The organism is Serratia sp. szju (assembly GCF_044594185.1).
Classification (GTDB): domain Bacteria; phylum Pseudomonadota; class Gammaproteobacteria; order Enterobacterales; family Enterobacteriaceae; genus Serratia; species Serratia bockelmannii.
In genome coordinates this window covers 2311925-2336319 of record NZ_CP172576.1, presented here as the reverse complement: position 1 = coordinate 2336319, position 24395 = coordinate 2311925, and the positions used below count along the sequence as shown (strand labels likewise).

General features: G+C 60.3%; 21 protein-coding genes. 8 read left to right on the top strand and 13 right to left on the bottom strand.

The features are described from left to right. Positions 1-68: 68 nt before the first annotated feature. From recC to rppH, 9 genes are all read right to left on the bottom strand, one after another. On the bottom strand, positions 69-3440 hold the full coding sequence (gene recC, locus RE418_RS10955) for an exodeoxyribonuclease V subunit gamma (protein ID WP_043139861.1): 3372 nt from the start codon (positions 3438-3440) through the stop codon (positions 69-71). A 32-nt stretch (positions 3441-3472) separates the two neighbouring features. Next, positions 3473-3826, bottom strand: a complete 354-nt coding sequence (locus RE418_RS10950) for a prepilin-type N-terminal cleavage/methylation domain-containing protein (protein ID WP_043139856.1) — start codon at positions 3824-3826, stop codon at positions 3473-3475. Beyond that, the gene (locus RE418_RS10945) at positions 3819-4265 is read right to left on the bottom strand and encodes a YgdB family protein (RefSeq protein ID WP_043139853.1); all 447 of its coding nucleotides are present in this window, start codon (positions 4263-4265) and stop codon (positions 3819-3821) included. The genes RE418_RS10950 and RE418_RS10945 overlap by 8 nt, the downstream gene beginning before the upstream one ends. Then, positions 4262-4840 carry a prepilin peptidase-dependent protein gene (locus RE418_RS10940; protein WP_043139850.1) on the bottom strand — a complete coding sequence of 193 codons (579 nt, stop codon included), beginning with the start codon at positions 4838-4840 and terminating at the stop codon, positions 4262-4264. Before RE418_RS10940 ends, RE418_RS10945 begins: the two co-directional genes overlap by 4 nt. Beyond that, positions 4834-5337 (bottom strand): prepilin peptidase-dependent protein, encoded by a 504-nt coding sequence (locus RE418_RS10935; RefSeq protein WP_025304064.1) that lies wholly within the window; start codon positions 5335-5337, stop codon positions 4834-4836. Before RE418_RS10935 ends, RE418_RS10940 begins: the two co-directional genes overlap by 7 nt. A gap of 174 nt (positions 5338-5511) precedes the next feature. Beyond that, positions 5512-6306, bottom strand: a complete 795-nt coding sequence (gene thyA, locus RE418_RS10930; RefSeq protein ID WP_043139847.1) for a thymidylate synthase — start codon at positions 6304-6306, stop codon at positions 5512-5514. A gap of 7 nt (positions 6307-6313) precedes the next feature. Beyond that, positions 6314-7186: a prolipoprotein diacylglyceryl transferase gene (gene lgt / locus RE418_RS10925; RefSeq protein WP_016929919.1), complete on the bottom strand. Its 873-nt coding sequence runs from the start codon at positions 7184-7186 to the stop codon at positions 6314-6316. Between the two features lie 222 nt (positions 7187-7408). Then, positions 7409-9655: a phosphoenolpyruvate--protein phosphotransferase gene (gene ptsP, locus RE418_RS10920; protein ID WP_043139841.1), complete on the bottom strand. Its 2247-nt coding sequence runs from the start codon at positions 9653-9655 to the stop codon at positions 7409-7411. A gap of 12 nt (positions 9656-9667) precedes the next feature. Then, positions 9668-10195: an RNA pyrophosphohydrolase gene (rppH, locus tag RE418_RS10915; RefSeq protein ID WP_004931849.1), complete on the bottom strand. Its 528-nt coding sequence runs from the start codon at positions 10193-10195 to the stop codon at positions 9668-9670. Between the two features lie 696 nt (positions 10196-10891). Here rppH and mutH point away from each other — a divergent pair. The 4 genes from mutH to RE418_RS10895 all read left to right on the top strand — a co-directional run bounded on the left by mutH (position 10892) and on the right by RE418_RS10895 (position 14015). Then, complete coding sequence (gene mutH / locus RE418_RS10910; RefSeq protein WP_025304067.1) at positions 10892-11578, top strand: DNA mismatch repair endonuclease MutH; 687 nt, start codon at positions 10892-10894, stop codon at positions 11576-11578. A 100-nt stretch (positions 11579-11678) separates the two neighbouring features. Continuing rightward, the gene (locus RE418_RS10905) at positions 11679-12395 is read left to right on the top strand and encodes a TerC family protein (RefSeq protein WP_025304068.1); all 717 of its coding nucleotides are present in this window, start codon (positions 11679-11681) and stop codon (positions 12393-12395) included. A 155-nt stretch (positions 12396-12550) separates the two neighbouring features. Next, the gene (locus RE418_RS10900; protein ID WP_016929923.1) at positions 12551-12769 is read left to right on the top strand and encodes a YgdI/YgdR family lipoprotein; all 219 of its coding nucleotides are present in this window, start codon (positions 12551-12553) and stop codon (positions 12767-12769) included. Positions 12770-12974: 205 nt separating this feature from the next. Next, on the top strand, positions 12975-14015 hold the full coding sequence (locus tag RE418_RS10895; RefSeq protein WP_043139835.1) for an NADP(H)-dependent aldo-keto reductase: 1041 nt from the start codon (positions 12975-12977) through the stop codon (positions 14013-14015). Between the two features lie 33 nt (positions 14016-14048). Here the strand turns inward: RE418_RS10895 and lplT are convergent, their stop codons facing one another. The 3 genes from lplT to RE418_RS10880 all read right to left on the bottom strand — a co-directional run bounded on the left by lplT (position 14049) and on the right by RE418_RS10880 (position 19988). Beyond that, entirely contained in the window at positions 14049-15233 is a 1185-nt protein-coding gene (gene lplT, locus RE418_RS10890; protein WP_043139832.1) for a lysophospholipid transporter LplT, read from the bottom strand. Further along, a complete protein-coding gene (gene aas / locus RE418_RS10885; RefSeq protein WP_049206118.1) occupies positions 15233-17386 on the bottom strand; it encodes a bifunctional acyl-ACP--phospholipid O-acyltransferase/long-chain-fatty-acid--ACP ligase in 2154 nt (717 codons plus the stop codon). Before aas ends, lplT begins: the two co-directional genes overlap by 1 nt. Positions 17387-17729: 343 nt before the next feature. Then, the gene (locus RE418_RS10880; protein ID WP_089181236.1) at positions 17730-19988 is read right to left on the bottom strand and encodes a molybdopterin guanine dinucleotide-containing S/N-oxide reductase; all 2259 of its coding nucleotides are present in this window, start codon (positions 19986-19988) and stop codon (positions 17730-17732) included. A 220-nt stretch (positions 19989-20208) separates the two neighbouring features. Between RE418_RS10880 and galR the strand changes: the two genes are divergently transcribed. From galR to RE418_RS10865, 3 genes are all read left to right on the top strand, one after another. Next, positions 20209-21228 carry an HTH-type transcriptional regulator GalR gene (gene galR, locus RE418_RS10875; protein ID WP_028127674.1) on the top strand — a complete coding sequence of 340 codons (1020 nt, stop codon included), beginning with the start codon at positions 20209-20211 and terminating at the stop codon, positions 21226-21228. A 158-nt stretch (positions 21229-21386) separates the two neighbouring features. Beyond that, positions 21387-21731: a type II toxin-antitoxin system RelE/ParE family toxin gene (locus RE418_RS10870; protein ID WP_049206122.1), complete on the top strand. Its 345-nt coding sequence runs from the start codon at positions 21387-21389 to the stop codon at positions 21729-21731. A gap of 5 nt (positions 21732-21736) precedes the next feature. Further along, positions 21737-22039, top strand: a complete 303-nt coding sequence (locus RE418_RS10865; RefSeq protein ID WP_025304078.1) for a helix-turn-helix domain-containing protein — start codon at positions 21737-21739, stop codon at positions 22037-22039. 27 nt (positions 22040-22066) lie between these two features. Here the strand turns inward: RE418_RS10865 and lysA are convergent, their stop codons facing one another. After that, on the bottom strand, positions 22067-23329 hold the full coding sequence (lysA, locus tag RE418_RS10860) for a diaminopimelate decarboxylase (RefSeq protein WP_043139806.1): 1263 nt from the start codon (positions 23327-23329) through the stop codon (positions 22067-22069). A gap of 133 nt (positions 23330-23462) precedes the next feature. On the opposite strand from lysA, the gene RE418_RS10855 reads away from it, so the two are divergent. Next, the gene (locus RE418_RS10855; RefSeq protein WP_043139803.1) at positions 23463-24386 is read left to right on the top strand and encodes a LysR family transcriptional regulator; all 924 of its coding nucleotides are present in this window, start codon (positions 23463-23465) and stop codon (positions 24384-24386) included. The last annotated feature ends 9 nt before the right edge of the window (positions 24387-24395 follow it).

The window sequence follows — 24395 nt, the reverse complement described above, 5'->3', positions numbered from 1 at the left end:
CCCCAATGGTTGAATATAACCTTCGTTATTTTTACCACCTCCCGCTGCACAGCACCACCGGGGGATTGTTACCCCAGGTTATGCCGCGCCACCGGCAGCAGATAACGCTCTGTTTCGGCCAGAATTTGCGCCAAGTATTCATTATCCAATTGGCGGAATACTCGCTGCACGTAGGGATCTTCCCCTTCTCCGGGAATGCGCTGATCGCCCTGCCAGGCCTGCAGCAATTTGGCGCGGGCCTTAATTTGCGCGTCTTCCTCCCAGTCGATTTGCTGCGTTTCCGGCAGATAGCACTGGCTCAGCCACGCCCAGCCGCTCTTGTTCAGCAACAGCAGCGGCTCACACAGACCGCGTTGATAGCCCGCCAGCAGCTCCGCCAACTGTGCCTGCGCCTCTTCTGGCGCCAGCGCGGCAAAGCGCCAGGCGGAGTTCTTGCGGCCATACATGCGGCTCTCGCCGGTGCCGCCGGCACAGCAATACACCAGGTGCTCCAGCCACAACAATATGCCGTCCACCGCCGACAGCGTAGCGGGCCGCCAGCGCAACAGGCCGTCATCCTGCACCTGGTGCAGCCAGCCACTGAGGCGCACGCCGGCGATATCGATATCCAGCTCCAGGCTATGGCTCTGCGCCCGTTCCGCGCGCACCTGCTCGGCCAGTTCGCTCATTTCTTCCTGCTGCTTTTGCCAATAAATTTCGCCGAAGGCGCCATAGGGCAACCCACCGGCGGCGCGCACCCGCTGGAATAGCCGCTCGGGATCGTCGCCGTCGATAAGCGTATTCAGCAGTTGACTGTTGAACTGGTAACGGCTGAGGTTATCCAGCGTGAAGGGTTCTTCGTCCGGCAACTCGGTCTCTTCCAGGATAAAACTGACGCCCAAGCGCAGCTGGAAGAAGGCACGAATCGGATGGCGATAAAACCGCAGCAGCTCATCCAACGCTATTTGCTGCAGCGCTTCGGCGGGCAGCGGCTGGTTGAACGCCGGATGCGCCGCACCGCGACCATCGGCGGCGGGCAGCCACTCGGCGGCATAGCTTTGCGCCTCCGAGCCCGGCAAGAAATTCTCGGCGGCGAACGGCATGCGCGCATGCCACTTCAGCAAGTGCTCGCCCACTCGGCGGGCGCTGTCGTCTGCACTAAGTTCCTCGTCTCCCGGCAGACAATAGCTTTGCTCCAGGTACTCCAGCAGCTCGGTGACCAGCACCGAAGGATAGCGCGGGCTGTTGTCCTGAATGGAACGGCCGATGAAGCTGATATACAGCCGCTGCTGAGCGGACAAAATCGCTTCCAGGAACAGATAGCGGTCGTCATCGCGACGGCTACGGTCGCCACGTTTGACCTGCTGCGCCATCAGATCGAACCCCAGCGGCGGCAGCGTGCGCGGATACACGCCGTCGTTCATGCCCAGCAGGCACACCACCTTGAACGGAATGGAACGCATCGGCATCAGCGTACAGAAGTTGATTTGCCCGGCGAGGAAGCGCTGACTGATGCGTTCCTGATCGAGGCGCGCCGCCAGATCGTCACGCAGAATGGTCAACGGCACCTCGTCGGGATAGCGCGCCGCCAGGCCAAAATTGATGGCCTGCTGCCACTGCTGTTCGATCAGCGCCAGCACGACTTCAGTGTCACTATCCGCGGCGAAGAAGGCATCCAGCAGTTGCCGGCACAACGGCAGCCACGCCTCGAGCGGGCGCGCTTCGCTCAAGACTTGCCGCCAGTGGCTGAGCTGCGCCAGCAGGTCTGCCAACTGCCCCGCCAACTCGGCGGCCAACCCGCTCGATTCGTCGTAAGGTAAAATGCCCTGCCAATCGCCGGCATTGCTGTCCATCGCGTAGCCAAGCAGCATGCGCGTAATGCCGAAGCGCCAGGTATGCTGGCCAGTGGCGGGCAGATCCAGTTCGCGCACGTTATCGTCGTCCAGGCCCCAGCGAACGCCGGATTCACCAACCCAGTGACGCAGCAGGCGCAGCCCCTCTTCGCCGATGGCGAAACGGGTAGCCAGGGCAGGCACCTCCAGCAGCGCCAGCACCTGTTCCGAGGTAAAGCGGCTTTGCGGCAAATCGAGCAGTGAAATGAACGCCTGCAGCGCCGGATGCGCCTGCCGCGCTTTACGGTCAGAAATGGCGAACGGCAGGTAGCGCTCGGCGGGGGCGTTGCCGAACACAGCCTGAATATAAGGCGTGTAGCTGTCGATATCCGCTACCATCACGATGATGTCGCGCGGTGTCAACGACGGATCCTGCGCCAGCATGGTCAGCAGTTGATCGTGCAGCACCTCCACTTCCCGCTGTGGGCTGTGGCAGGCGTGCAGGTTGAGGGAGCGGTCATTCTCATCAAGCGGGCGTTTGCTGACGCTGCTTTCCAGCGTTTCCGCGGTAATACCGATCACCGCATGATCTTCCAACTCCAGCATGTCGCGCTGAACGGCGTGCAGCATGGTATCCGCCGGGATATCGACAAAGGCGTCTACCTCTTGCGCCCCTTCCATCTGCGACAGCAGATAGAGGTGATCGCGCCCCAGCTTGCCCCAGGAGGCCAGCAGCGGGTTGCTGAGCTGCTGCTGACCTTCGGCGTCAAACAGGCGCGCCGCGTCGGCCGGCTCGCGAAACAGCCCTTGCTCACGCGCCTGATGGTAATGACGACGCTTGCGGCTCTGCAAGCGGGCCAGGAAAGCGTAATCCTGAATGTCGCCCCAGTAATAACGACAGGGGTTGGTGAACATCAGGTGGATATCGATATGCCGCCCCAGCGCCTGCAGCGCCTCCAAATAGATCGGCGGCAACGCCGAGATGCCGCAGATAAACACCCGCGGCGGCAAACCGGGCGGGCACGTTTTTGCCTGCTCCAGCGCGTGGATAAAGCGGCTGTACAGATTAGCGCGGTGCCATTCCGGCTGCCCCAGTTCGCGCGTGTACTCTACCAACCGCGCCCAGAGCGGCGCCTGCCATTGCTGAGCCTCCGCCAGACCGTCGATGCGCTCACCGCGCTGCCAACTCTCCAGCCACTGCGGGCGATAAACCAAATATTGGTCGAACAGGTCGGCGACCCGGCCGGCCAGCTGATGAATTTTGCGCTTGTCGCCGTCATCGGTCAGATAGTGCTGCAGCGGCGCAAACGCCGGTTGGGTCAGCATCTCTGGCAGCAACCACATCAGCTTCCAGGTCATGGCGTCCTTGCTGAAGGCGCTCTCTTTCGGGATATCCGGCAGCACCCGGGTGAACATGTCCCAAATAAAGGTCGCTGGCAGCGGAAACGCGACATTGGCGGCGATGCCGAATTGTTCCGCCAGCTGCATCTGCAGCCATTGCGCCATCCCGGGGCTCTGCACCAGTACCACTTCCTGTTGAAAAGGATCGGCCAACGGATCTCTGGCTATCAGCGCGCTGGTCAGCGTCTTCAATAAATCCAGCTGATTGGAATGATAAACCGTGAACATGAACGCTCCTTTAAAACAAAAAACATACCGGCTCAAAAACGGGTGCAATACCAACGGCTCAGCGTTGCCCACTGCCGCTGCGGCGTTTGAACCCTGACCGTCAATCGACGGCAATCACTCTCCGCATCGTCAAGCGCCGCCTCACGTCGCCAGCCATCCAGCGGTGGTTCGGCATCGAGCCGCCCGGTGACGGCGAACGTTTCCAACTGCTGGTGCGCCAGCGCCCAGGCTTGCCGGTAGTGCCACTGGCGCTGAAACGACTGCAACAGCACCTGATGATACTGTAACAAGCCAAGCAGCGACACCGAGAACAGCAAGGCTGCCACCAATACCTCCGGTAGGCTGAAGCCGTTGCGGGATAGCCGCCCTGCGCGAGCGTTAGCCATCGCAGTCAGCCAGCCTTTTCTCGGGGCAAAAATCCAGCCGCCCCCCTGGCTGCGCTTGCACCTTGCCAGCAGCCTCTGCATCGTCAAACACGCCCCATTGATACAGCCAAAGCGGCTCCCCCCCGTGCATCTCACCAAGGCCGCGTACCGTCACCACCCCCGCTCTGGTAGACAGCCGGGCGCAGGCCGTCAATTCCACGCGCTGCCTGCATAGCCAGGCCGCTGCACTCAGCTCGGCGCGCGGCCAGCGCTGGCTCATCCCCCAACTCAGCGCCGAAGCGGCCTGATTGTAAGCCTGAAGGTAACGCTGCTGATCGGCGGCCAGTAACAGCGCGTTATCCAATTGCCGATGCTGAGCATTGAGCAACATCAGCCCCAGCGCCAGCAGCAACATCACCGCCGCCAGGGTGCTACCGCCTCGCTGGGTGCGCCGCTTCATGGCAGCGCCGCCATTTCGACGCTCCCGCTCAGACTGCGCCTGATACGCGTATCGCTGGTGGAGCGCCCCGTCAGCGTCAGACGAGCCAACGCTGCGCCGTGATCGCCCCGCTCTATCGCCACATGAAACCGCTCAATGCGCACTTCGTCATGATCGAGCAGCCGCTCCCAGCCGCCGCCATCGCATTGGCTTACGCCGCGCTGCCCTTCCAAGCCGCCATTGCGCAGCCGATAACCGAAATAGCCTGCATCCTCGCCCGAGGTGGGCCATTGCCCGCTGCGGGTGATGTCGTAAGCGACGATAACGCAGCTGCCCGCCGCTTCTCCCGATGCCTGGCCGATCAGCAACGGACGGCCTGCGCACTGCCCGGCGCAAAAACCGGCGCGGCGCAGATCTTTCTCAATGCCGAACGCCAGCTGTCGCAGCGTTGACTCCAGCCGAAAGTGCTGACCAACGGCCACGTTCTGCTGGCGTAACAGCGGGTAAGTTTTTGCCGCGCCAAGCGCGATCACGCTGCCGAACACCAGCGCCAACATGACCTCCGGCAGAGTAAAACCGCGTTCGACAGTCAGCATGGCGCGATCCCCCTTATCCGGAGCCCTTCGCTGCATAAACGCAGCCGCCCTCGGGCAGACAGCACTAGCCGCAGGCCGCCTGCCTCATTGCTGAGCTGGATATGCCCCGCCTGCGCAGTATTGCGCAAACCGTAAAACCCGATTTCTTTGTCGGTATAACCGCTCAGCGCAACGTCGCGATAAAACGGTGAAAAAACGGGGCCTTCGGCTGAACCACAATCCGGCGGCGGCACGCCACCGCCCAGACACCAAGGCGTGCCGCTCTTGAACCACAGCAGCGTCGTGCGGTTACGCCAGTTGGCGTCCGCCTGCAATCGCAGCAAAAACGCCAGCAGTTGTTGGGCCGTGTGTTCCAGCCGCAGCGCTTGCTGATGATAGCGCCATTGCCCGACGCCCCAGCCGGTAAGCATGCCGGCGATCAATATCGCCGCTAACAGTTCAATCAGCGTCATGCCACGCTGGCGGTCATCAATGTTCGAGAGAGTCTTGTCTTTCATGCGGCCAGTGTAAGGGCCGTAACAAAGCGGTAAAGCCGTATGCGCAAGCCTTGCGGCAAGCTGCGCAATGTTTTCTCAGTAGTGACAAGTGGCGACAATAAAATGCGGCGCAGTGCGCAATGCGGATAAAAAAAGGGGCGCAATCGCTGCGCCCCTGGTGTGATGCGGTTAAGGTCAGATCGCGACCGGCGCCTTGATGGCCGGATGCGGATCGTAACCTTCGATCTCGAAGTCTTCGAAACGGTAATCGAACAGCGAAGCCGGCTTGCGTTTGATCACCAGTTTCGGCAACGGACGCGGTTCACGCGTCAGCTGCAGCCGCGTCTGTTCCATGTGGTTGCTGTACAGGTGGGTATCGCCGCCAGTCCAGACGAAATCACCCACTTCCAGATCGCACTGCTGCGCCATCATGTGCACCAACAGCGCATAGCTGGCGATGTTGAACGGCAGGCCCAGGAACACGTCGCAGGAACGCTGGTACAGCTGGCAAGAGAGCTTGCCGTCCGCCACGTAGAACTGGAAGAACGCGTGGCACGGCGCCAGCGCCATCTGGTCCAGCTCACCGACGTTCCAGGCGGAAACGATGATGCGGCGCGAATCCGGATCCTGCTTCAGCTGTTGGAGCACGTTGCTCAGTTGATCGATCTGACGACCATCCGCCGCCCCCCAGGCGCGCCACTGCTTGCCGTACACCGGGCCGAGATCGCCGTTTTCATCGGCCCACTCGTCCCAAATGGTGACCTTGTTGTCACGCAGGTAGGCGGTGTTGGTATCGCCGTTCAGGAACCACAACAGCTCATGAATGATCGAACGCAGATGACATTTCTTGGTGGTCACCAACGGGAAGCCTTCCTGCAAATTGAAACGCATCTGGTGGCCGAAAATCGACAACGTGCCAGTGCCGGTACGGTCGGCTTTAGGAGTGCCCTCGGCGAGCACCTTGTTCATCAAATCCAGATACTGTTTCATTTGTCCCTCACGACAGTTGTTGCTGCGGGCGACGACGGTACGCCCAAATCATCATAATAATACCGGCCACCACCATCGGGATGGACAGGATCTGCCCCATGCTGATCACGCCGTCGAACAGGCCAAGCTGGGCATCCGGCTGGCGGAACGCTTCGACGATGATGCGGAATGCGCCATAACCGATCAGGAACAGGCCCGATACGGCACCCATCGGCCGCGGCTTGCGGATGAACAGGTTCAGAATGATAAACAGCACCACGCCTTCCAGCAGCAGTTCATACAGCTGGGACGGGTGACGCGGCAGCACGCCGTACTGGTTCAGCAGCGGCAGCAGAGAAGGATCGGCGGCGGCGAGCGCCACGTCTTCGCTGCGCGAGCTTGGGAACAGCATCGCCCAAGGGGTGTCGGTAGTCACGCGGCCCCACAGTTCACCGTTGATGAAGTTGCCGAGGCGGCCGGCGCCCAAACCGAACGGGATCAATGGCGCGATAAAATCGGAAACCTGGAAGAAGGTGCGTTTGGTGCGACGAGCGAACCAGAACATCACCAGAATCACCCCCATCAAACCGCCGTGGAACGACATGCCGCCATCCCAGACCTTGAACAGATAGAGCGGATTATCCAGGAACAACGGCAGGTTGTAGAACAGCACATAGCCCACGCGGCCGCCGACGAATACGCCCAGGAAACCGGCGTAGAGCAGGTTTTCCACTTCGTCTTTGGTCCAGCCGCTGCCCGGCTTGTTGGCGCGGCGCACCGCCAGCCACATGGCAAAAACGAAGCCGACCAGATACATCAGGCCGTACCAATGCAAAGAAACCGGGCCAATGGAGAAAATGACCGGATCAAATTTAGGAAACGCCAGATAGCTATTGCTCATCTATCACCACAACATGTCTGTTATTTTTCCCCATGCGGGGGCGGCAGGTGCCAAACGGCGACGGACATTACCTCGCGCCTTGCAAACGGCAGCATTGGCCGCTGCGGTTTGCAAGACGACGAACATGCGTCGCGCTGAGGTTGCGCATCATAACATAGGCTTAGCGCGGTCCGGGCCGGCAGCGCGGGAAAAGTTCTGTAAAAAAATCACATCGCGCGGCGATTATCTGCCGCCGCGAATCAACCCGCCCATGCCGCGTCGCTCCATAAACGCCGCCACCAAATGGCGCACTTCCGTGGTCATTTGGGTGTTCAACACCCGGAGCGCCAACACTTCCGCGTCGGCAAGGTCGATATGTCGCAGCAGGTATTTGATGCGCGCCACGCTGCGGCCGTTCATGCTCAGATTGCGATAGCCCATGCCCACCAGCAACAGCGCGCCCATCGGATCGCCGGCCAGTTCACCGCATAGGCTAAGCTGCAGCCCGGCCGCTTTCCCCTGTTCGGCGATCAGCTTCAGCACCTGCAGCATCGCGGGATGCAGACTGTCGTACAGCGAGGCTACCCGCGTGTTGTTGCGATCCACCGCCAGCAGGTACTGGGTCAAATCGTTGGTGCCTACCGAGATGAAGTCGACGCGCCCGGCCAAATGCGGGATCAGGAAAATCATCGACGGCACTTCCAACATCACGCCGATTTTCGGTTTCGGGATCGCGTAGCCAAGCACCTCTTCCACCTCGCGCCCGGCGCGGTCAATCAGGCGCTTGGCCTCATCGACCTCTTCCAGGCTGGTGACCATCGGCAGCAAAATGCCCAGGTTGCCGGTGCCGGCATTGGCGCGCAGCATGGCGCGCACCTGTATCAAAAAGATCTCCGGCTGGTCCAGAGTGATGCGAATGCCGCGCCAGCCCAGGCAGGGATTTTCTTCGCTGATCGGCATGTAGGGCAGTTGCTTGTCGGCGCCGATGTCTAGCGTGCGCAACGTGACCGGTTTGTTGGGGTAAAGCTGCAACATACCTTGATACTGCGCGACCTGTTCTTCTTCGGAAGGGAAACCGCTTTGCAACATGAACGGAATTTCAGTGCGGTACAATCCCACGCCGTCCACCCGGCCGCCCAACAGCTGTTCATGTTCCGGGCTGAGGCCGGCGTTCAACATCACCTGAACGCGTTCGCCGCTTTTCAACTGCGCCGGCTGTTCGACGTCGTCTTCCGCCAGCTTGCTCAGTTCCTGTTCTTCGCTGATCAGCCGTTGGTATTCCTGCACCAGCACCGGCTCAGGATCGACCAGCAGTTCGCCGCGATACCCATCAACGATCAGCAGCCGCTGGCTGAGCAGAGAAGGCTGGATGTCGGCGCCCATCACCGTCGGCACGCCCATCGCCCGCACCAAAATCGCCGCATGCGAGTTGGCGGCGCCGTCGCGCACCACCACGCCGACCAGGCGATCCTGCGGCACTTCGGCCAGCAATGTCGCGGTCAGTTCATCCGCCACCAGCACAAAACGCGCCGGCCACTGGGTGGCGCCCTGAGTGGTGTCGTCGAGGTGGAACAGCAGGCGCTGGCCCAGCGCGCGCAGGTCGCTGCCGCGCTCGCGCATATAGGTGTCCTGCAGTTTGGCGAACTGTTCGGCAAAGGCTTCTATCACCTGCTTCACCGCCCATTCCGCCACCGAGCCGTTATCAATTTCGGCGAACAATTCGCGCTTGAGGCGGGCATCGTTTAGCAGGTGAGAATAAAGATCGAAGATCGCCGCGCTCTCTTTTTGCGAGCTGGCGGCAAAACGCTTGCTGAAGCGACGAAATTCGGCGCCGGCCTCTTCCAGCGCCAACGTCAGGCGCTCGCGCTCGCTGGCGGTGTCCAGCGTCGACGCGCGGTAAACCTGATCGAGCGAAGGCTGGCTGCTGTCCTGCCACCCTTCCGCCACCGCCACGCCGGGCGAGGCCGCCAGCGCGCGCACGCGCGTTTGGCGATACTGGCCGAAAATGGCGTTAAGCTGCGACTGTGACAGGATCCCGGCCATCTGCGTGGCCAGGGTGACCATGAAAGACTCTTCGCTTTCGTCGAACTGGCGCAGCTCACGCTGCTGCACCACCAGCACGCCCAACAGCTGGCGCCGGTGAATGATTGGCACCCCGAGGAAGGATCGGAAACGATCCTCTTTCACCTGAGGGACATATTTGAAACTGGGATGGCTTTGAGCATCGGCCAGGTTGATAGGCTCGGCCCGGCGGCCGACCAACCCGACGACGCCCTCGTCAAACGCCAATGCGATAGTGCGCCCGCGCGGCTTTTTCAGACCGCGCGTGGCCATCAGGTAGTAGCAGCGGCGATCGTTGTCCGCCAGGTAGATGGAACACACTTCGGTGTCCATCGCCAGACAGGTTTCATTGACCAGCAGATCCAGCGCATCCGTCAGACTGGCCGCCGCGGCCACCTTCTCTACAATTTCTCGCAAGCGCGTGAGCATAGTCGGCTTAACTTAACCTCTCTTTCGGCGATAAGCGGGGGCCTGCCGCGGCGCCGCCTGCTCTTGCATCGGCATCACGGTCACGGCGAATTCTTTCATCACCCGGCGGTAAACGTCGCGTTTGAACGACACCACCTGGCGCACCGGATACCAGAAGCTCACCCAGCGCCAACCGTCGAACTCCGGCGTGCTGCTGCGCTGCATATTGATATCAGCGTCATTGCACAGTAGCTGCAACAAAAACCATTTTTGCTTTTGGCCGATACAAACCGGCTTTGTGTCCCAACGCACCAAACGTTTCGGCAATTTATAGCGCAACCAGTTGCGGGTCGAAGCCAGGATGCGCACATCCTTTTTACTCAGCCCCACTTCTTCGAACAGCTCACGGTACATCGCCTGCTCCGCAGTTTCGCCAGGGTTAATCCCACCTTGGGGAAACTGCCAGGAGTGCTGACCGTAACGGCGGGCCCATAAGACCTGCCCCTGACGATTACAGATTACGATACCAACATTCGGGCGGTAGCCATCATCATCGATCACCGGACTACCTCGATAAGCTTAAATTCGCATAGATGTCCTGATTGTTTCACACAAGCTACAGGCGGTAAACCACTGCTTTACGGTGCTGCGGGCCGGATAACATTGGGATAACTCACAGATATAGGCAAAGTTATAAACATACCCCAGCCTTTTAAGCCGGTTTTATTCACTTTTTCTGTGGATAGGTGTGTGCAGAACTCGAGGGATAAGCCGGTAAAACTCTCACACCCTCAAATATCCCCTCATACCGAAAAACACATATTTACCTTAAAAACATATAATTAAACGACAACACGCAATGATGAACAGGTCAAAAATGTGATCTATGCACGGTAAGGATCTTACCCTGGTGAAAGATCCACCAACGCCGTTTTTATCCACAGATTATGCGGGCAAGTTACGCACAAAACGGACAAATTCGTAAAAAACCGCCTGAGTCAAGGCTGTAAATTGAACCAGTGATCGGCAAAAATTTGGGTTATCCCATAAATCTGTGGATAAATAGGTGTAAGATCCTGTTTATTGTCGGTGGCTTCAGGTGAACAAGCCCCGTGAGTGTATTGTCGACCACGTAAGGAAAGAAAAAAAGTCATGTAAAATCATGCTACTATTATTCTTTTCCCCAGGCGACAGCGGTTATCGCTCGCCGTGTATAATTGCAGTACATTTTTCAACCAAATTCGACAGGCTTGATTTATGGCATTTTTATCCCCTTTGCCGCCCCCGCCGGAAAATGAACGGCAGCTGTTCGAGCGCGCTCAGGCGCTGGCCGGCTTCAGCTTTGGTGAACTGGCCGCCCGTGCGCAATTGCCGATCCCCAAGGATCTGAAACGCGATAAGGGTTGGGTGGGCATGCTGCTGGAGCTGTATCTCGGCGCCATGGCCGGCAGCAAACCGGAACAGGATTTTCCCGAGCTGGGCATTGAGCTGAAAACCATTCCTGTCGACGCCGCCGGCAAACCGCTGGAAACCACGTTTGTCTGCGTCGCCCCGCTCACCGGCAACAGCGGCGTCACCTGGGCCAGCAGCCACGTTCGCCACAAGCTGGCGCGCGTGTTATGGATACCGGTAGAAGGCGAACGGCAGATCCCGCTAGCCCAGCGCCGCGTCGGTTCGCCGCTGCTGTGGAGCCCGAGCGCGGCAGAAGAAGAGAGGTTGCGCCGCGATTGGGAAGAACTGATGGATCTGATCGTGCTCGGTCACGTAGAACGCATCACCGCGCGCCACGGCGAAGTGCTGCAACTGCGCCCCAAAGCGGCCAACAACAAGGCGCTCACCGAAGCCATCGGCGAACAGGGGCAACCTATCATGACGCTGCCGCGCGGTTTCTATCTGAAAAAGGGTTTTACCGGCGCGCTGCTGGCAAGACATTTCTCAATCTAGGCGATTTCGTTTAACTCTGGTTTAGCTAACCCTGTCAGCGCCGCGATAAACGCGTATAATTCACACTTTGCATTTATTTAGTATTAAGGTGTGTCGGGCAATGTTCGAATGGATTATGGATCCCAATGCCTGGTTAGCGTTAGGTACGCTAACCATTCTTGAGATCGTACTGGGTATTGATAACATCATTTTTCTGTCGCTGGTGGTGGCCAAGCTGCCCAAAGCGCAACAGAACAAAGCTCGCCGGCTCGGGCTGGCCGCCGCCATGATTATGCGTCTGGCGCTGTTGGCCTCCATAGCCTGGGTGATCCGCTTGACGCACCCGCTGTTCACCGTGCTGGATCACTCTATTTCCGCCCGCGATTTGATCCTGCTGCTGGGGGGATTGTTCCTGATCTGGAAAGCCAGCAAAGAGATCCACGAAACCATCGAGGGGTCGGAAGAAGAGCACCACACCAAGGTGCACAGCTTCTTCGGCGCGATCGTGCAAATCATGCTGTTGGATATCATCTTCAGTCTGGACTCGGTGATTACCGCCGTGGGCCTCTCCGACCATCTGTTCATCATGATGGCGGCGGTGGTGATCGCCGTCGGCGTGATGATGTTCGCCGCCCGGCCGATCGGCGAATTCGTCAATCGCCATCCGTCGGTAAAAATGCTGGCGCTGGCGTTCCTGATCCTGGTGGGCTTCACGCTGATGCTGGAAAGCTTCCAGGTGCACGTGCCGAAAGGCTACATCTACTTCGCCATGTTCTTCTCCATGTCAGTAGAGGCGCTCAATCTGATGCGCAGCAAGAAAAACCGTTCGCCGGAATAACCCTACGCGGAGGCCGCCATCGGCGGCTTCCGCCGTTTCGTTGCCCCCTCATTTCAGTTTTTCTTATCAGATAAAGACTTATCTGAGACGCCCCCGGCCAAGAGTTTGCTAATCTTGAAAGAACATTGTTTTCTGCATAATCGAGGATCCGCAGGATGAAAAAGTGGGTAATGGCAGTGTCTGCGCTGGTGATGGCCGCCGGTTTGGCGGGATGTTCCAGCGACTACGTCATGGCGACCAAAGACGGCAACATGATCCTGACGCAAGGCAAACCAGAGATCGACACAGACACCGGACTCATCAGTTATAAAGATGAGAAAGGCAACCACCGCCAGATCAACGGCGATCAGGTTTCCCAGGTTATCGAACGCTAATCACCGCCCGCCGGCTATCGCCCGCTCGAGCGCGGTAGCCCTCATTCGTGTCCGCACGGAATCCGCTTCCCCCATCTTCACCGCTTGGTTATAGTCAGGAAAGGCGACATCGCCGCCCGACGGACTTTGCGCCGTCTTCTGAATTGGGCTCCTGTTTCACCGGGCCGCACGGCCCGTCAGCGCTAACAAGAAAGGAAGGCCGTTAATGCAATACCACCGTATTCCCCACAGTTCTTTAGAAGTGAGCGTGCTGGGACTGGGCACCATGACCTTTGGCGAACAGAACAGCGAAGCCGACGCCCATGCGCAACTGGACTATGCATTGGCCGCAGGCGTGAACCTGATAGACACCGCCGAACTGTATCCGGTGCCGCCCCGCCCGGAAACCCAGGGCCTGACCGAGAGCTATATCGGCAGTTGGATCAAAGCGCGCGGCAATCGCGAAAAAATCGTCCTGGCCAGCAAAGTCTCGGGCCCGGTGCGCGGCACTGACAGCAGCATCCGCCCGCAGCAGGCGCTCGATCGCAAAAACATCCGCGCCGCGCTGGACGCCAGCCTCAAGCGGCTGAACACCGATTATCTCGATCTTTACCAATTGCACTGGCCGCAGCGCGCCACCAACTGCTTTGGCAAACTCAACTATCAATATACCGATGACAAAGCCACGGTCACGCTGCTGGAAACCCTGGAGGCGCTGACCGAGCAGGTGCGCGCCGGTAAAATTCGCTATATCGGGGTCTCCAACGAAACGCCCTGGGGCGTGATGCGCTATCTGCAGCTGGCGGAGAAACACGAGCTGCCGCGCATCGTGTCGATCCAAAACCCGTACAGCCTGCTGAACCGCAGCTTTGAGATTGGCCTGGCCGAAATCAGCCAGCACGAAGGGGTAGAACTGCTGGCCTATTCCAGCCTGGCGTTCGGTACGCTGAGCGGTAAATACCTCAACGGCGCTAAACCGGCCGGTGCGCGCAATACGCTGTTCACCCGCTTCAATCGTTATTCAGGGCAGCAAACCCAGCGGGCGATCGCCGAATACGTGGCGCTGGCCAAAAAACACGGGCTGGACCCTTCGCAGATGGCGCTGGCCTTCGTGCGTCAACAGCCGTTCGTCGCCAGCACCCTGTTGGGCGCCACCTCGGTGGAGCAGTTGAAAATCAACCTCGACAGCCTCGACGTGATTCTGGATGAGGAAGTGCTGCAGGCGCTCGAAGAAATCCACACCCGTTTTACCATTCCGGCACCTTAATACCCTGAGGGCGCAGCCAGGCTGCGCCCCGTTTCACCGCCGCTGCGACCACCACAACGCGCAAATCGCCAGCGCAAACACCACGCCAAACCCTACGCCGACGCCCACTACCGGCACGCCCAGCTTCACGACCAAAGAATACAGGCCCAGCATCAGCAACATGGCGGCGTTTTCACCCAGGTTTTGCACCGCGATCGCATTGCCGGCGCCGACCGAATGTTTGCCCCGCTCCTGCAGCAACGCATTGAGCGGTACGACGAAGAAGCCTCCCAGCATGCCGATGATCGCCAGCAAGACGTAGGCATTGAGCATGGTCGTTTGCAGCGCAAATACCGCGACCGCGACGCCGATCAGGATCCCGGCCGGCATACAGCGTTTCACCGTCTTCAGCGTGACGAAGCGCGCGGCGGCACCCGCGCCCACCACGATGCCGACGGCCACCATGGCGTTCAGCAGCGTCGGCGTGGCGTTATCGGCGATACCCAGCGCCACCGGCACCCATAGCACCAGCAGAAAACGCAGCGTCACGCCGGCCCCCCAAAACAGGCTGGTGCCAATCAAGGAGAAACGCGTCTGCCCATCGCGCCACAGCGTAACGCAGGCGGTAAAGAAACTGTTCGTCATGGCCCGCGGCCGCCATGAAGCCCCCGGGCGCGCCGCCGCCAGACGCGGAATATACAGGTTGGCGACCACTGCCCCCGCGTAAACCAAGGCGCAGGCCGCCAGCGCCGCGACCACATGCCAGTCCGCCAGAATACCGCCGGCCACCGAACCGGTCAGAATGGCCGCGATGGTCGAGGCCTCGATCAGGCCGTTAGCCTTGACCAGTTTCTCGCCGCTGGTGATCTCGCCCAGAATGCCGTATTTGGCCGGTGAATATGCGGCGGCCCCCACGCCGACCAGGCTGTAACCCAGGAACGGGTTCCCCCCAAAACAGATCACCAACGCTCCCGCCAATTTTAGGGCGTTGGCGAACATCATCACCCGCCCTTTGGCAAAGCTGTCGGCGATCTGCCCGACGAATGGAGCCAGAATGATATAGGTGGCGACAAAGGCCATCTGCAGGATCGGCTGGCTCCAGTCTGGATACAGCTGCTGCTTGATCAACGCCAGCGTGGCGAACAGCAATGCATTGTCGCCGAACGCCGAGAGGAACTGCGCGCTGATCACCGCGATCATGCCGCGTGACAACAAAGGGGATTCGGTCGAAGGATTCATCAGGCACTCTCCGGCTGTTCGGCCATATGACGCAGGGTGACGAAATCGGGTTTGCCGCTGCCGAGCACCGGCAGCGTTTTCAACAGGCGAATATCGCGCGGCACCGCCAGCTCCGGGCTGCCCAGCTCGCGCGCCACCCGCAGCAATGCCTCGCGGGTAATGGCGGGATCGGTGGTGAACAGCACCAACGCCTCCCCCTTGCTGCTGTCGCTTTTGACCGTGGCGGCATGCAGCTTTTCCGGCGACAGCCGTTGCGCCAGCAGTTCGACGCTCTCGAGCGACACCATCTCACCCGCCAGCTTGGCGAAGCGTTTCACGCGGCCGCGAATGGTGCAGTAACCCTGCTCATCCAGGCTGACGATATCACCGGTGTCATACCAGCCCGGCTGCAACACGCCGTTCGCATCTTCCGCCGCCGGCGGTTCCAGCTCACCGGGGCGTTCAACCCGCAGATAACCTTTCATGATATTCGGCCCCTTCAGCTGCAGACGGCCGCCGTTATCGATGCCCGGCACCGCGATCAGACGCGCCTCCATCTGCGGCATGATGCGGCCGACGGTGCCCACCTTGGTCGCCAGCGGCACGTTGATCGAGACCACCGGCGCGCACTCGGTCACGCCATAGCCTTCCAGAATGCGGATGCCGTATTTGTCCTGATAGATCTGTTTGGTGCTGTCCGCCAGTTTCTCCGCGCCGGCCACGACATAGCGCAGGCGGGCAAAATCATACGGATGCGCGAAGCGCGCATAGTTGTTAAGGAAGGTCGCCGTGCCGAACAGCACCGTGCAGTTACGGTCATACACCAGCTCCGGCACCACGCGATAGTGCAGCGGGCTGGGGTAGAGGAAAATGCGGCTGCCGGTGAGCAGCGGCGTAAGCAGCCCCACCGTCAGGCCGAACGAGTGGAACAGCGGCAGCGACGACATGAAGCGGTCGCGCGGCGTGAAATCGGCGATGGTGCGAATTTGTTCTACGTTGGCCAGCAAGCTGGCGTGCGAATGCACCACGCCCTTGGGGTGGCCTTCAGATCCAGACGTGAACAGGATCAGCGCCGCGTCCTCCGGACGTTGCGGCAACGCCGCGCGCTGCGGCTGCAGCAAGTGACGCAGGATCCACAGCTTATCCGCCAGCGTGACAGTGTCTTTCAGATCTTCCAGATACACCCAGTTAGCCTGCGGCACCTGTTCCGGCAGGTGGGTCAGCTTGCCCTTCTCCAGAAACTGGCGCGAGGTGACGATGGTCTTGATACCGGCGGCCGTCATCGCGCTGTTCAGGCCCTTGGCGCCGGCGGTGTAGTTGAGCATCGCCGGAATGCGATTGCGCAGCGAAGCGCCGAAGATCGCCGCCGCGGTGATAGTGGCGTTCGGCAACAGCAGCCCGACGTGTTCCCCTTCGGCGGTAAAGCGTTGCAGAATGCGGCTGACACCCAGCGATTTTTTGATCAGCGTCTGGTAGCTGTCTTCTTTGAAAGCGATGTCTTCGATACACGGTTTTCGGCGCCCATAGCGGTGCTGCGCCGCCAGCAAGGCATGGAACAGCGTCTGCGGTTCGCGCGTGTCCATCCGCGCCCGCATCATAATCTGCATCAGCCGATCGCCCGCCAACGCCCGGCGATCGCGCGCACGCGGCGCCTCCGGCATCGGCAGCGTGGTCGGCGGCAAGATGCGAATGTTGATTTGCGGGAACCAGCGGATCTTGAACACCCCGGCCATACGGCCGAACGGGCTGAATTCGGGGCCGTCGATCCGCACCGGCACCACGGTGGCGCCCGATTTGGCGGCGATAAACGCCGCGCCGTCGTAGATTTTCATCAGCGCGCCGGTCACGGTGATGCGCCCTTCAGGGAACACCACGATCGGCCGTCCCTGTTCGACCATCCGCACCAGCTGCTTGATGGCCATCGGCTTGGTAGGATCGAGCGAGACAAAATCGATGTAAGGCCGCAGCCAGCGCATAAACCAGCTCTCGCCGATGCTGGCGTAAACCGCAAACACCGGTTTTATCGGCAGGAATAGCGCCAACAGCACGCCGTCGAGGAAAGAGACGTGGTTCGGCGTAATCAGTAATTTTTGCCGTTCGAAGTGCTGGACGTCCCCTTCGACCCGAACCCGAAACAACAGGCGAAACAGCGCGCGCAGCAGTGAAAAGATCATGCCCTTCTCCCTTGGCCATGGAGGCGTAAATCGTTGTAGGGAAAAGAATACTATATGGCAGGCAAAAAAAAACCTACGCATCCGCGTAGGTTGGTGCAATTGAAAATGGCTTCAACATACAGAGTATGCTGATTTCTCACCAATCAATACCTCTGGGATCACCTACTCTAGAGAGATGTCGTGCAGGAAACTACCGCCGAATCGCAAGAGTTCTGCTCCAAATGCAACCAGCTGTAAATTTCCCGCGATCAGCTGTAATAACTCAATGAAACTTAAACCTTCCCGCAGCGACGAAAATAAATATAACAACGACGAGCCAGTGACCCAGACGTGAAATCTTCACTCATCGCGCGCTGACCTCCACCAGACAGCTCATGGCGTTCGGCCCCTGCGTCAGCGGCGAGGTGCCGATATCGAGCGTCAGCACGTTCGGGTTGCCCGCCTGCTCGACCGGCCGGCGCTGCGCGTCGTAACCCGGCTCGAACCAGGCGCCGGTCGCCATCAGCACCACGCCGCGCGTCACGCCATCGGTGAGCGATACCCCCGCCAGACAGCTGCCGCGTGCGTTGCTAACCAGCACTTCGGCGCCGTCCGCCACGCCGCGCGGCGCCGCATCGTCCGGATGCATGTACAAGGTTTCGCGCCCGGCAGTCTTGTTGCCCTGCGCCAGCGGCGCCGGATCCATCTGGCTATGCAGGCGATCGCTCGGTTGAATGGAGATCAGGTGCAGCGGCCAGTTTTTGGCCTGCGGCGCGCCCAGCCACTCCACCGGCGGCCGCCACTGCGGATGCGGCGCGAAATCTTCGTAGCGATAGCCGGCGATCCGCTCGCTGAACAGCTCTATCTTGCCGCTGGACGTTTGCAGCGGGTTAGCCTGCGGATCGGCGCGGAACGCCTCAAAAAAGACGAACTCTTTGGCCGGCGCGGGCAGTTCGACATAGCCCCGGCGCCAGAAATCCTCAAACTCGGGCCAGGCGACGCCGGCGCGCTGCTGCGCTGCGCCGCATTGCCGGTAGATAGCTTCGATCCAAGCCCGCTCGTCGCGATTCTCGGTAAAGCGCTCACGATAGCCGAGACGCTCCGCCAGATCGGCGAAAATATCGAAATCGTTGCGCGCCTGATGCTGCGGCGCAATGGCCTGATGCATCGCCAACACGTAGCGATCGCGCGACGAGCCGCCGATGTCGTTACGCTCCAGCGAACTGGTGACCGGCAGCACGATGTCCGCCATTTTGGCCGCCGCCGTCCACCAGATATCTTGAACGATCACCGTGTCCGGCTTCTGCCACCCCTCCACCAGCCGATTCAACTGCTGATGATGATGGAACGGGTTGCCGCCGGCCCAGTGCACCAAATGGATATCCGGATAATGCCGCGTCTCGCCGCAAAATTGATAGGCTTCGCCGGGGTGCAACAGCATGTCGCAGATGCGCGCCACCGGGATCGCCAGCCCGGCCGGGTTTTCGCCTACCGGCATGGTCGGCGCGGGGGTATCCACGCGCGGGTTGCCGACGCCGTTCATCGAGCCGTGGCCGAACGAGAAACCGCCGCCCGGCAGCCCCACCTGGCCCAGCATCGCCGACAGCGCGATCATCATCCAATACGGTTGCTCCCCCCGATGTGCGCGTTGCACGGAGTAGGAACAGGTGATGAAACTGCGCACGCCGATCAGTTGCCGCGCCAGCAGCGCAATACGCGCCGCCGGAATGCCGGTAATGGCGCTGGCCCAGTCGGGGGTTTTCGCCACGCCGTCACCGGCGCCGTTCAGGTAATCCGCCAGCTGTTGATAGCCCACGCAGTGGCTGTGCAGGAAGGCTTCATCCTGCGCGCCCAGCCGCTGGATTTCATAAGCCAGCGCCAGCATCAGCGCCACGTCGGTATTCGGCCGGATCGGGATCCATTCCGCGTTGACGAACGCGGGGCAGTCGTCGCGCATCGGGCTAATGTTGATCACCGGCGTGCCCTTATGCGCCAGCTTTTGCAGCCAGGGTTTGAGCGCATGTTCCGCCGCGCCGCCGGAAGAGACCTGAGCGTTTTTCAGCGCCAGCCCGCCAAACGCCACAAACAACTCACAATGCTCCACCACGCTCGGCCAACTGGTGACGCGCCCGGTCAAGGGCGAGAAAGTGCCGATCACATACGGCAGAAAGAACTGCGCCGCGCCCCAGCTGTAGTTGCCCTGCTGATCGACCCCGCCGCCGCCGCCGAAGTAGAACCGCCGCACCAGCGAGCGTGCATGGTGCAGCCGCCCGGCCGACGACCAGCCATAAGAACCGGTGAACAGCCCGGAGGCGCCGTAGCGATCGCGCACCCGGCGATTCTCTTCCGCCACCAAATCGAGCGCTAACTCCCAGCCCACCTCGACGAAATCTTCCCTGCCGCGCAGCGTCCGGTCGCTGCCCTCGCGCTTTTGCAGCCACGAGCGGCGCACCGCCGGCTTGCGGATGCGTTTGTCGGAGTAGACCATCGGGACGATGGAATCGAGCAGCGGCGAAGGGTCGGGATCGTCGACGAAGGGTTCACAACGGATAAGCCGACCGTCTTCAACCACGGCGGTATAAGCGCCCCAATGGGCGAGCTGCGGATAGCGTTTAATGGACATGGCATTCTCGGCGCAAATCGGAATGCACAGACGTTACCTCAGCCCGGCGCCAGTGCCAACGTACAAATTGCGCTATCGTTCGGTCGTCGATGGTTATGCGTACAGACTCGAAGAGATTCTGCAACGGCCGCCACAAGTTGCGCACGAGACCGCTTGCAGCCCCGGTTTTTTTCCGCAAAACTGGGGGATGTAAGCGATTACCCAGGATGTGTTGACTGATATGGCTACAATAAAGGATGTTGCCAGGCTGGCGGGTGTTTCCGTGGCCACGGTATCCCGCGTGATAAACAATTCCCCCAAGGCCAGCGAAGGGTCGCGCACCGCGGTGCTGGCCGCCATGGAACAACTGCAGTATCACCCTAACGCCAACGCACGAGCGCTGGCGCAGCAATCCACCGAGACGCTGGGCCTGATCGTCTCCGACGTTTCCGATCCCTTCTTCGGCGCAATGGTCAAAGCGGTCGAGCAGGTGGCCTACGCCACCCATAATTTTCTGCTGATTGGCAACGGTTACCACGACGCCGAAAAAGAGCGCCAGGCGATTGAACAACTGGTGCGACACCGCTGCGAAGCGCTGGTGGTGCACGCCAAAAGGCTGAGCGATCAGGAACTTTGCGGCTGGATGCAACAGATCCCGGGCATGGTGCTGATCAACCGCACGCTGCCGGGCTTCGAAACACGCTGCGTGGCGCTCGACGATCGCTACGGCGCCTGGCTGGCGACCCGTCATCTGATCCAGCAAGGGCATCAGCGCATTGCCATCATCTGCTCCACTCACCAGATTTCCGACGCTACCGACCGGCTGCAGGGCTATCTCGACGCGCTGCGGGAACACGGTATCGCGGTGGATGAAAAGCTGATCGCCTATGGCGAACCGGACGAGATCGGCGGCGAACAGGCGATGACCGAGTTGCTCGGCCGCGGCCGTTCGTTCTCCGCCATTACCTGCTATAACGATCCGATGGCCGCCGGCGCGCTGTCGGTGCTGAGCGATAACAGCGTCGACGTACCGGGGGAAATTTCGCTGATCGGTTTCGACGACGTGTTGATTTCGCGCTACCTGCGCCCACGCCTGACCACCATTCGCTACCCTATCGTCGCGATGGCCACCCAGGCGGCAGAGCTGGCCCTGGCGCTGGCCAACCGGCAACCGCTGCCGGAAATCACCAACATGTTCAGCCCGACGCTGGTGCGCCGCCACTCGGTCGCCACCCTCAACAACGCGCACGAACAGCCGTAATGACATCGCTGCATGGGTGAGCAGTCACCCATGCGTTCATATTGCGTAGCCCGCCGCATTTCCCGCTTTTGGATTTTTTCCGCTCCCTGCGTTCGTGCATATTGATCGAACAATAACCTTTACGCTATATAGCATAAACACTATATTCTGAGCACGTCATGTGGCAAGTGGTGACCGTCGAACGGTTCGACGACTGGTTTTTAGCGCTGAACAACGCCCAGCAAACCAGCATCCTGGCGGCGATCTTCAAATTACAGACGTTCGGCCCGCAGTTGGCGCGGCCGCACGCCGATACGCTGCATTTTTCCGACGCGGCCCGGCAGTTGAAGGAGCTGCGCGTTCAACATCGCGGGCGCCCTTTCAGAGGGTTTTTCGCTTTTGACCCACAGCGGCAAGCGGTATTGCTGTGCGGCGGCGATAAAACTGGCGACAAACGCTTTTACCAGCGCATGTTGCCCATCGCCGCCATGGAGTTTTCACATTATCTGGCAACCCGGAGGTAGTACAGATGGCCAAACCGTTATCCCAACTGATCGATAAACTCGATCCCGCCGTCGTTGCCGCAGCCAGGCAAAAAGCGGACAAGGAAATTTTCGAGCTGCGGCTGGCAATGCTGAGGGAAGAGCTGGCGGTCTCTCAGGTTGAATTGGCGAAGCGGCTCGGCATCAGCCAACCCTCCGTCGCCAATTTGGAAAAGCGCGGCAGCGAAATAAAGCTGTCGTCGCTCAAACGCTATATCGAGGCGATGGGCGGCACGCTGTCGCTGGATGTGCAATTGCCCAATGGCCAGCACCGCCGCATGACGCTGTAAAGCGGGCGCCAGGCGCCCGCCCGCTGATCAGATAAGCTCCAGCGCGATCAGTTCTTCGATGGTTTGGCGGCGGCGGATCAAGCGCGGCTCGCCGTTTTCGAACAGCACTTCAGGCAACAGCGGACGGCTGTTGTAGTTGGAGGACATCGATGCGCCGTAGGCGCCGGTATCGTGGAACACCAGATAATCGCCGATCTGCACCGGCGGCAGCTCGCGAGTTTCCACGCCGCCGCCCGCCTGCTGGGTGAAGACGTCGCCGGATTCGCACAGCGGCCCGGCGATCACCGTGTCGCGCAGCGGTTGCCCCGAGGTAGCGCGCCCATCGGCCGGCAACAGTGAAATATGGTGATAGCTGCCGTACATTGCCGGGCGCATCAGATCGTTAAAACCGGCGTCCACCAGCACGAAGTGGCGGCTGCCCATGTCTTTCACCGCCCGCACCTCGGCCACCAAGACGCCCGCTTCCGCCATCAGGAAACGCCCGGGTTCAATCTCCAGCTGCACCGGATGCCCCAGATGCGCGGCGATGCGTTCACGCGCCCGGTTCCACAAACCGAAATAGTGTTCGGTATCGATCGCCTCTTCGCCGTACTGATACGGGATAGACAGGCCGCCGCCGGCGGAAATGGCGCTGATGTCATGACCGAGATCGATCACCTGCTGCACCATCGCATCGCAGACGCGCTCCAGATGCTGGTAATCGACGCCGGAACCGATGTGCATATGCACGCCGATCAGTTGCAGGCCGTAGCGGCGGATTTTCTCCACCGCCTGCGGCAGATCGGCATACCAGATGCCGTGCTTGCTGTTTTCGCCGCCGGTGTTGGTTTTCTGGCTATGGCCGTGGCCAAATCCCGGGTTAATGCGCAGCCACACCGGATGCCCTGCGGAAACCTGGCCGAGCTGATCCAGCATGTCGATGGAACCGGCGTTAACCGGGATCTTCAATTCGCTGACGCGCGCCAGCGTGGCATGATCCAACACGTCCGCGGTAAACACGATCTCACTCGGTTCGCCGCCCGGCTGAAAACCAGCCTGCAGCGCCCGTTCGATCTCGCCCAGCGACACCGAATCCACCTTCACGCCCTGCTCGCGCATCAAACGCAAAATATGAATGTTCGAACAGGCCTTCTGTGCGAAACGAATGGTGTCGAAGTGGCGCAGTTGAGCGATGCGCTGGCTGATGATGTCCGCATCATAGGCCCAGACCGGGCAACCGAAACGCGGCGGCAAGGCCAGCAGGTTAGCGGCATTCAACGCGGTGGAGGTGTCGTGCAACGGGCGAGGCATGGCGATATTCCCAATTCGAAAATGACGGCAGATAGAGCCATAGTGCCGCACGCTGAATCGGGTGAAAAATATCTATTTAGCCGTAGTCTATTCATTTATGATATGGATTTCTCTATAGTCGAGCAGCCTCGCCATGCACAGCATCTCTTTGCGGCAGATCGAAATCTTTCGGGCGGTGATGACCACCGGCAACCTGACCGAGGCGGCAGCCCTGTTGCAAACCTCGCAACCGACCGTCAGCCGTGAGCTGGCGCGCTTTGAGAAGCTGATCCGGCTGCAGCTGTTCGACCGGGTGCGCGGGCGCTTGTCCCCCACGGTGCAGGGCCTACGGCTGTTCGAAGAAGTGCAACGCTCCTATTATGGCCTCGATCGCATCGTCAACGCCGCCGCCGGCATTCGCCAGTTTCAGCAGGCGCAGCTGTCGATCGTGTGCCTGCCGGTATTTTCCCAATCGCTGCTGCCGGCGGTGTGCCGGCCCTTTATCGAACGTTACCCGGAAGTCAGCTTCAGCGTGATCCCGCAAGAGTCGCCGCTGCTGGAAGAGTGGTTGTCGGCCCAGCGCCACGATCTCGGGCTAACGGAAACCACCCTGACGCCGGCGGGCACCGAGCGGGTAACGCTGATGACGTTGAATGAAGTCTGCGTGCTGCCGGCGGGCCATCCTTTGCTGGCGAAAGATCCACTGACGCCGCAGGATTTCGCCGGGCAGAACTTTATCAGCCTGTCGAGCACCGACAGCTATCGCCACTTGCTCGATGCGCTGTTCGCCGAGCAGGGCGTCGAGCGCCGCATGGTGATGGAAACGCACAGCGCGGCGTCGGTGTGCGCCATGGTGAGGGCCGGCGTGGGGGTGTCAATCGTTAACCCGCTGACGGCGCTCGACTATGCCGGCAACGGCGTGCACGTGCGATCCTTCAGCATCGACGTACCGTTCACCGTCAGCCTGATCCGGCCGCTACACCGCCCTTCGTCGGCGCTGGTGACGGCCTTTATCGACCATTTGCATCAACAGGCCGCACTGTTCACCGCTCGCCTGGCCGCTGCCGTCAAGCGGTGAAAACGGCGT